5 protein-coding genes are annotated in these 8433 nt (G+C 71.0%); all 5 read left to right on the top strand.

Annotation, left to right across the window (positions count from 1 at the left end; all coding sequences use genetic code 11):
• Positions 1-66 precede the first annotated feature (66 nt).
• The 5 genes from VF092_29040 (at position 67) to VF092_29020 (ending at position 8368) form a co-directional block, all read left to right on the top strand.
• A complete protein-coding gene (locus VF092_29040; GenBank protein HEX6751373.1) occupies positions 67-1854 on the top strand; it encodes an HAD-IIIC family phosphatase in 1788 nt (595 codons plus the stop codon).
• A gap of 290 nt (positions 1855-2144) precedes the next feature.
• Positions 2145-4601, top strand: coding sequence for an ABC transporter permease (locus VF092_29035; protein ID HEX6751372.1), 2457 nt, complete (start codon positions 2145-2147; stop codon positions 4599-4601).
• Positions 4602-4823: 222 nt separating this feature from the next.
• Positions 4824-5555: an ABC transporter ATP-binding protein gene (locus tag VF092_29030; protein ID HEX6751371.1), complete on the top strand. Its 732-nt coding sequence runs from the start codon at positions 4824-4826 to the stop codon at positions 5553-5555.
• Between the two features lie 858 nt (positions 5556-6413).
• Positions 6414-6635 carry an MbtH family NRPS accessory protein gene (locus VF092_29025; protein HEX6751370.1) on the top strand — a complete coding sequence of 74 codons (222 nt, stop codon included), beginning with the start codon at positions 6414-6416 and terminating at the stop codon, positions 6633-6635.
• Positions 6635-8368: an MFS transporter gene (locus tag VF092_29020; protein HEX6751369.1), complete on the top strand. Its 1734-nt coding sequence runs from the start codon at positions 6635-6637 to the stop codon at positions 8366-8368. Before VF092_29025 ends, VF092_29020 begins: the two co-directional genes overlap by 1 nt.
• Positions 8369-8433: the final 65 nt, after the last annotated feature.

Here is an 8433-nt window from a genome sequence, read left to right as displayed (position 1 = left end):
AGGACTCAGGACTTAGGACTCTCCGTCATCATCTTACCGATCTTGCGAAAGAAAGAGGTTCCTAGCTTGGCCCTGGAGTTCCTACCGGAAAGCGGTGCGTCGCCCGCGGCGTACCTCGAGGCGGCGCGCGCGGTCCAGTCCGCCGCGCACGACGAGGCGCTCGTTCCCCTGCGCGTCTCCGTCGTCGCCTCCTTCACCGCCGACGTGCTGGCGCCCTACCTGACGGTCGAGGGCGCCCGGCGCGGCCTGGGCATCGACGTCGAGTTCGGGCCCTACGGCCAGCTCGAGCAGCAGCTGCTCGACGCCGGCAGCCCGACCCTGGCGCGGCGGCCGGACGTGGTCGTCGTCGCCACGCGCGCCGAGGACCTGGCGCCGGCGCTGCTCGACGAGCTGCTGACGATGGACGCGGACGACGTCGCCGCCGAGGTGGCCGCGGTGGAGCGGCGCATCACCGCGCTGCTGGAGGGCGCCCGCGCCCGGACCGACGCGGCGCTGCTGGTCTTCAACCACGCGCCGCCGCGCTACGCCCCGGCGGGCGTCGCCGACGGCGGCCAGTCCGTCTCCATCGCCTCCGCGATCGCGGCCGTCAACGACGCGATCGCGCGCGCCTGCGCGGCGGTGCCCGGCTGCTTCGTCTTCGACCTGGCGCGCGTGGCGGCCGAGGTGGGCCTGGCACGCTGGAGCGACGCCCGGCTGGCGCACCTGGGGCGCATCCCCTTCAGCGCCGCCGCGCAGCAGGAGATCGGCCGGGCGCTGGCGCGGCGGCTCCGCAGCCTGCGCATGCCGCCGCGCAAGTGCCTGGTGCTCGACCTCGACAACACCCTGTGGGGCGGCGTGCTGGGCGAGGACGGGCCGGGGGGGATCAAGCTCGGCGCCGACTATCCGGGGAACGTCTTCAGCAGCTTCCAGCGGCACGTCAAGCGGCTCCGCTCGCGCGGCGTGCTCCTGGCCGTGGCCAGCAAGAACAACCCGGCCGACGCGCTGGAGGTGCTCGACGGCCATCCCGACTGCGTCCTGCGCTCCTCCGACTTCGCCGCGCTGCAGATCAGCTGGGAAGACAAGGCCACCTCGCTGCTGGCCATCGCCCGCGAGCTCAACATCGGCGTCGACTCGCTCGCGTTCTTCGACGACAACCCCGTCGAGCGCGAATGGGTGCGCTCGCGGCTCCCGCAGGTGGCGGTGGTCGACGTCCCCGCGTCGCCCACGGGCTACGTCGAGGCGCTGGAGGCCGCCGAGCTCTTCGACCACCCCGTGCTGACCGAGGAGGACGGCCGCCGCGCCGACCTCTACCGCGCCGAGCGGCAGCGGCGCGAGGCGCAGGTCGGCAGCGGCTCCGTGGAGGAATTCCTGCGCTCGCTGGAGATGCAGGTGACGATGGGGGAGATCGACGACGCCACGCTCCCCCGCGTGGCCCAGCTCCTCCAGAAGACCAACCAGTTCAACCTCACCACCCGCCGCCACACCGCCTCCGAAGTGGCCGCGATGCTCGACAGCGGGGGGATCGGGGTGTGGATGCGCGTGGCCGACCGCTTCGGCGACAACGGCCTGGTCGGCGTGGCGCTGGCCACCCCGCGCGGCGACGGCGTGTGGGACGTCGACTCCTTCCTCCTCAGCTGCCGGGTGATCGGCCGCCGGGTGGAGGCGTGCCTCCTGGCCGAGCTCGCGCGCCTCGTGGCCGCGCGCGGCGGGCACACGCTGGTGGGGCACTTCGTGCCCAGCGAGAAGAACGCGGTGGCCGCGCGGATGTATCCGGACCTCGGATTCGCGCCCGCGGGGGACGGTTCGTGGAACTGGAAGTTGTTTCAGGGCTTGCCTTTACAGCCCGATTTCGTGTACATTTGTTCCCAACCCTGACATGGCTGGGCACAACCGTCTGCCGTTCCGGTAGCACTCCGCCGCCGGCGTTCCTTTCCGTGCCGGCACCTCGCCCTGCCGGCCGCGCCGCCGCCGGGTGTCCGCTCGTGGGACAGATGTTCCCAGAATCGCATCGCGAGATGGTGTGCGTCGGCGGATAAATCGTTGCGACACAACGATTTTTAACGCATCGCAACGTGGCACGGACCTCGCCTTCCGGCATCACATCGAAGCCCTGGATACCGCCGCACGGACGTGCGCGCGAACCCCTGAGTCGTGAGCGTGTCGAGATGAACCTTTCGTCGTCGTGGCTGGACCTCAAGCTGAGCCTGCGGATGCTGACGAGGTATCCGTTCCTGACGCTGATCGCGGTGCTGTCCACCGCTTTCGCCATCGGGGCCGGCGCGGTCTACTTCGAGATCGTGAACGACCTCCTCTATCCCACGCTCCCGCTGAACGACGGCGGGCAGGTGGTGGAGATCCACGACCAGGACATGGCCACCAACGCGCCCGAGCCCCGCTCGCTGCACGACTTCACGGCGTGGCGCGAGGGGCTCAGGGGGGTGCAGGACCTGGCGGCGTTCAGCACCTACACGCGCAACGTGGGCCCCGCGGGCGGCCTGGCCGAGCCGGAAGAGGTGGTGGAGATCGGCCCGGCGGCCTTCCGCCTGGCGCGCATCCCCGCGCTCCGCGGGCGGCCGCTGGTGGCGGGCGACGAGCTGCCCGGCGCCGCCCCGGTGGTAGTGATCGGCGAGCGGATGTGGGAGCGCCGCTTCGGCCGCGACCCCGCCATCGTGGGCAAGTCGCTGGAGGTGGGGTCGCAGCAGTACACGGTGGTGGGGGTGATGCCGAAGGCGTTCGCGCTCCCGGTGAACCAGGAGGTCTGGATCCCCTTCCGCGAGAACGCGCTCGACTTCCCGCGCCGCCAGGGCCCGGCCATCGGCACCATCGCCCGGCTGAAGCCCGGCTACACGCTGGAGAAGGCGCAGGCCGAGCTGACGGTGCTGGGCGCGCGCCTGGCCTCGGAGTTCCCGCAGAGCAACGAGCGGCTGCGCCCCCGCATCCAGCCCTACCTCGAGCAGTTCACCCCCGACCCGGTGGAGAGCTCGGCCCGGATGGGCGTGAACGCCGTGTTCATGATGCTGCTGGCGGTGATCTGCGCCAACGTGGGCGCGCTGGTCTTCGCCCGCATCGTCACGCGCGAGAAGGAGTTCTCGGTGCGCACCGCGCTGGGCGCCAGCCGCGGCCGCATCGTCACCCAGCTGTTCGTCGAGGCGCTGCTGCTGACCTCCATCGGCGCGGCCATCGCCCTGACCGTGGTGAGCTGGGGGCTGCGCAACGGCGAGGACTTCTTCTGGCGCACCCTGGGCACCGCCGCCCCCTTCTGGCGCGACTCGGGGCTCAACCTGACCACGATCCTCTACGTGGTGACGCTGGCGGTGGTCGGCGCCGTGTTCATGGGCGTGATCCCCGGCCTCAAGTTCACCCGCGGGAGCATCGAGGCCAGCCTGCGGCGGAGCGCGGCGGGCGGCGCCGGGCTGCGCTCGCGGCGGATGTCGACGGGCGTCATCGTGGCCCAGGTGGCGCTCTCGGGCGCGCTGATGCCCATCGCCCTGTCGTGGACGCTGGGGCTGAACTGGTCCGACCCCGCCTACCCGGGGATCCGTCCGCAGGAATACCTCACCGTCAGCTACGGCACCGAGGGTCCCGTGGGGGTGGAAGGCGGCGAGACGAAGGCCGCGGAGTCCACCGCCCAGATGGAGGAGCGGCACCGGGCGCTGCAGCAGCGCCTGCTGGCCGAGCCCGGCTTCGCCGCCGCCACCTTCGCGCGGCAGCTCCCCGGCTCGACCCACTTCCCCCAGCTGGTGGAGGTGAAGGGAGAGGGGAACGCGGCCGCGGGCGAGGTGCAGCGCGTGCGCGTGGCCTCCGTCGGCTCGGAGTTCTTCGAGACCTTCAAGACGCCGATCCTGGCCGGCCGCGGCTTCCGCGCCACCGACGCGGCCTCGGGGCAGGGGGTGATCGTGGTCAACCAGCCGTTCGTGCAGGCGGTCCTCGGCGGCCGCAACGCGGTGGGCCGGCAGATCCGCTTCGCCGCGTCGGGAAGCAAGGAGCCCGGGCCCTGGCTGGAGATCGTGGGCGTGGTGCCCGACCTGGGGATGAACCCGCTGCGGCCCGACAAGGCCGCGGGGCTCTACCAGCTGGCGAAGCCGGAGGAGATGCAGTCCGGGTTCATGGCCATCCGCCTGGAGGGCGGCGCCACCGACGCGGCCGAGCGCTTCCGCGCCATCGCGGGGCAGGTGGACAAGAGCTTCCTGGTCTACGACACGCGCCGCCTCGACCAGCGCAGCGACACCGAGCTGCGGATGGACCGCGCCTTCGCGCTGCTGATGGTGGGCGTGTGCTTCTTCATCGTGGCCCTGTCCGCGGCGGTGACCTTCGCGCTGATGTCGTTCACCGTCACCCAGCGCAAGCGCGAGATCGGCATCTACCGCGCCCTCGGCGCCAGCCCGCGCAACGTGCTGACCTCGGTGTTCTCGCGCGCCGTGGTGCAGCTGGGGCTGGGCGCGGGGATCGGGGCGCTGATCTCGATCTTCCTCTTCACCCGCATCCCGGGGTCGCACTTCGACCCCATGCTGATGCTGTCGGTGCTCGCGTCGATGCTGCTGATGGGCGTCGTCTCCTGCGGCGCCCCCGCGCTCAACGCGCTCCGGATCGAGCCGACCGTGGCCCTGAAGGAGGGCATCTGAACAGATAGTCCTAAGTCCTGAGTCCTAAGTCCTAAGTGGTTAGTTATCTGTCACTTAGGACTTAGGACTCAGGACTCAGGACTTAGGACTTAGGACTTAGGACTTAGGACTTAGGACTTAGGACTTAGGACTTAGGACTTAGGACTTAGGACTTAGGACTCAGAACTCAGAACTTTCTGAGCACCTACTCCCGGTGTTTCCCCCGACTGCAGACGAGGTTTCATGGCAAGCGGTGATCTTCTGATCGAGCTCCGCGGGCTCGGCAAGGTGTTCGCGACCGACGAGGTGGAGACGCACGCCCTCTCCGGCGTGGACCTGGACGTCCGCGAGGGCGAGTACCTGTCCATCGCGGGCCCCTCGGGCGGCGGCAAGACCACGCTGCTGTCCATCCTGGGGCTGCTCGACTCGCCCACCTCGGGCACCTACACGCTGGCGGGCGAGCCGGTGCAGACGCTGAAGCCCGCCGAGCGCGCGGCCATCCGCAACCGCGAGATCGGCTTCATCTTCCAGGCGTTCAACCTCATCGGCGACCTGTCGGTGCGCGAGAACGTGGAGCTGCCGCTGACCTACCGCGGGATCTCGTCCGCGGAGCGGAAGCAGCGCGTGGAGGAGGCGCTGGAGCGGGTGGGGATGGCGCACCGGCGCGGCCACTACCCGGCGCAGCTCTCCGGCGGCCAGCAGCAGCGCGTGGCCGTGGCGCGCGCCATCGCCGGGAAGCCGTCGGTGCTCCTGGCCGACGAGCCCACCGGCAACCTCGACTCGAAGAACGGCGAGCAGGTGATGGAGCTGCTGGCCGAGCTCCACCGCGGCGGGGCCACCATCTGCATGGTGACCCACGACCCGCGCTACGCCGAGCGCGCCGACCGCCAGGTGCACCTGTTCGACGGGCGCGTGGTTGACGTCGAGGCCGTCGCGGCCATGGCGGCGTCGCCCTCCGCCTTCATGGTGGCGTAGCGAGATCCCACCGCGGCGTATCCGGTCGCGGTCACACGCGGAGACAGATCTGATTCGGCCACGGATGGCACACGGGCGAGGAGCACGCGCCCGTGTGCCGGCCGCCGCGTTTGCGACCGGCGACGTCCGCGGCAGAACGGGGCGGAAAACCGCGCTCGGACGGGTTGGACGGATTTCCCCAGCGCACGCGCCGCTCCGTGCCGGGAAAGGTGCTGGAGTGAGCGTATCTATAGAAGGCGCAGTCACCTACGGCGACATTCTTCTACCTGTCGGCGCCTTGACAGGATGGCGTTGTTGCGCGAAATATCTTGGCATGCCGGGTCTAGGTGCAGGCCGCGGGGAACTGATGTTTCTCCGCAACGCTCGCCGCGATGGCGAGATGCCTCCACCTCTCTCTCCCGGCGGTGTCGCGATGCACCGGCCGCGCAGTCGGGTCCCGCGCCTGGAGGCGCGGCGTAGCGTTGGCCGGATGCGCTCCAATCGCGCGTAAACAAGAAGATACTCACGCGTGCTGTCGCATCGCGCCGAATTGGCGCAACGGTGCGCGGCCGCGAAGCGAAGCTCCGACGGCTCCGGGCGCTCGCCGCCCAGGCCGCCGCGGCACCTCGTTCGTCCTGCAGGGACGGTCGCGGGCCGGCGCTCCCGGCTTCGCATCCCCGTGCGGTGTGCACGGGATTTCACCTCGCTCGACGCGCATCTCCACGGCCCGACGATCCCGCGCTGCGGCAGGGAAAATCGGGGATGGAGAGGTGCGGCGAGACAAACTGTCAGTAAGCGCCTGTTTGTAATACGCTCACACGGCGCAGTCGGGGCACCGGGGCCGCGACTCAGCTTCCCACCCTGCTGGAGAAAGCCCGCATGTCGACGGAGACGTTCGAGGATACCCGCACGTACATCGTCCTCGTGAACCACGAGGAGCAGTACTCGATCTGGCTGGCGGACCGCGAGATCCCCCTGGGGTGGCGGGCCGTGGGCACCCCCGGCTCGAAGGACGAGTGCCTGGCCTACGTGAAGGAGGTCTGGACCGACATGCGTCCCCTGAGCCTGCGGACGGGCGCCGCCGGCGCCGCGGCGGCGTGATGCGCGCCGCTTCCCCCGTCCCCACCGACATCCGGGCGAACGCGGCTGCCGCTCCCGCCGAGGCGAAGCACGGCACGGGGATCACCTACCGCCACGCCGGCGCCTTCTGGGCGGGCGTGGCCTGCGTCGCCGCCGGCGTGATGGCGCACCTGCCGGAGTTCGTCGGCGCCCGCCACATGCATTTCCACATGGCGGGGATGCCCATGTCGGGGCTGATGCTGGCCGGCATGGCGCTGATCGTGGGCGGGCTGGCGCTCACCGCGTACGGGCTGATCCCCGCCGGCGGCCTGCGGCGGCCCGCGGCCGCCACCTCGTCGCCGGTGGCCTACCGCACCATGGACGACGCGCCGCTGACCGGGGCCCACTGGGGGCTCCTGTTCGTGCTGGGCATCGCCCTGGTGGTGGACGTGATGAAGCCGGCCACGCTGGGGTTCGTGGTGCCCGGGATGAAGGCCGAGTACGGGATCACCATCGGCCAGGTGGCCTACTTCCCCATGACGGCGCTCACCGGCACGGTGCTCGGCTCGCTCCTGTGGGGGGTGCTGGCCGACCGCATCGGCCGGCGCGCGTCGATCCTGCTGGCCTCGCTCCTGTTCATGGCCACCTCGATCTGCGGCTTCATGCCGTCGTTCCAGTGGAACCTGTTCATGTGCTTCATGATGGGCACCTCGGCGGGCGGGATGCTGCCCATCGTGTACGCCCTGATGACCGAGTCGATGCCGGCGAAGAAGCGGGGCTGGCTGGTGGTGCTGCACGGCGGGCTGGGCACCGTGGCGGGGTACCTGCTGGCCGCCGGCCTGGCCGCCCTGCTCGAGCCCCACTTCAGCTGGCGCATCCTCTGGTTCGCCGGCCTGCCGACCGGGCTGCTGCTGCTGGTGCTGAACCGCTGGATCCCCGAGTCGCCGCGCTTCCTGCTGGAGCACGGCCGGGTCGACGAGGCGGCGTCGGTGCTGGCGCGCTACGGCGTGGTGCTGGACCGCCGTCCGGCCGAGGGGGCGTCGCCGAAGCCGGCCGAGAAGCCGGCGCCGGTCCCCGCGCCGGCCCACGCGCCGAAGGGCGGCTCGCTCCTGCTGGCCCTCTTCCGCCCGGAGCACCGGCTGCGGACGCTGTCGGTGGGCTCCTACGCCTTCGGCTGGAGCCTGGTGAACTGGGGGTTCATCACCTTCACCCCCACCATCCTGCGCGACCGCGGCCTCGACGCCGCCGGCGCCAGCCGCATGCTCTTCTGGTCGGCCCTGATCGCCGTCCCCGCCACCATCCTGGTCGCCTGGCTGTACGGCTACTGGAGCAGCCGCAAGACCATGTCGCTCTTCGCGGCGCTCACCGGCATCACCCTCCTTCTCTTCGCCCTGGTCGACCCCGGCTCGCGCGGCGCGGGAACCGCCCTGCTGATGCCGCTGATGGTGGCGCTGCTGGTGGGGAGCGGGGGGATCATCTCCATGCTCTCGCCCTACACGGCCGAGGTCTATCCGACCCGGCTGCGCGGCACCGGCAGCGGCTTCGCCGCGGGGTGCAGCAAGGCCGGGGGGATCCTGGCGCCGCCGCTGGTGGTGCTGGTGCTGGCGCGCTGGCCCGGGTTCGCCGCCATCGCGCTGATCGCCGCGGTGCCGGTGTTCCTCTCCATGCTCATGCTGACGCTCAGCGGGGTCGAGACCCGCGACCGGCCGCTCGAGGAGATGGCCGCCGCACCGGCCGAGACGCCGGAGCCGCTGGAGACCGCGGCGGCCGCCTGAGCCCTGGAGCGATCCCTCGTCTGCCCTGCTTCACGGCCGGGCGGACGAGGATGCCCCGCTCCGAT

The sequence above is a fragment of the Longimicrobium sp. genome, assembly GCA_036377595.1.
Taxonomy (GTDB): domain Bacteria; phylum Gemmatimonadota; class Gemmatimonadetes; order Longimicrobiales; family Longimicrobiaceae; genus Longimicrobium.
Note: the sequence above shows the minus strand (reverse complement) of the source record. Positions and strands in the feature narration are given on the sequence as shown.

What these genes read in the sequence shown, in the direction of transcription:
- VF092_29035 (HEX6751372.1), top strand. Translation starts at nt 2,145, where the DNA reads ATGAACCTTTCGTCGTCGTGGCTGGACCTCAAGCTGAGCCTGCGGATG.
- VF092_29020 (HEX6751369.1), top strand. Translation starts at nt 6,635, where the DNA reads ATGCGCGCCGCTTCCCCCGTCCCCACCGACATCCGGGCGAACGCGGCT.
- VF092_29025 (HEX6751370.1), top strand. Translation starts at nt 6,414, where the DNA reads ATGTCGACGGAGACGTTCGAGGATACCCGCACGTACATCGTCCTCGTG.
- VF092_29030 (HEX6751371.1), top strand. Translation starts at nt 4,824, where the DNA reads ATGGCAAGCGGTGATCTTCTGATCGAGCTCCGCGGGCTCGGCAAGGTG.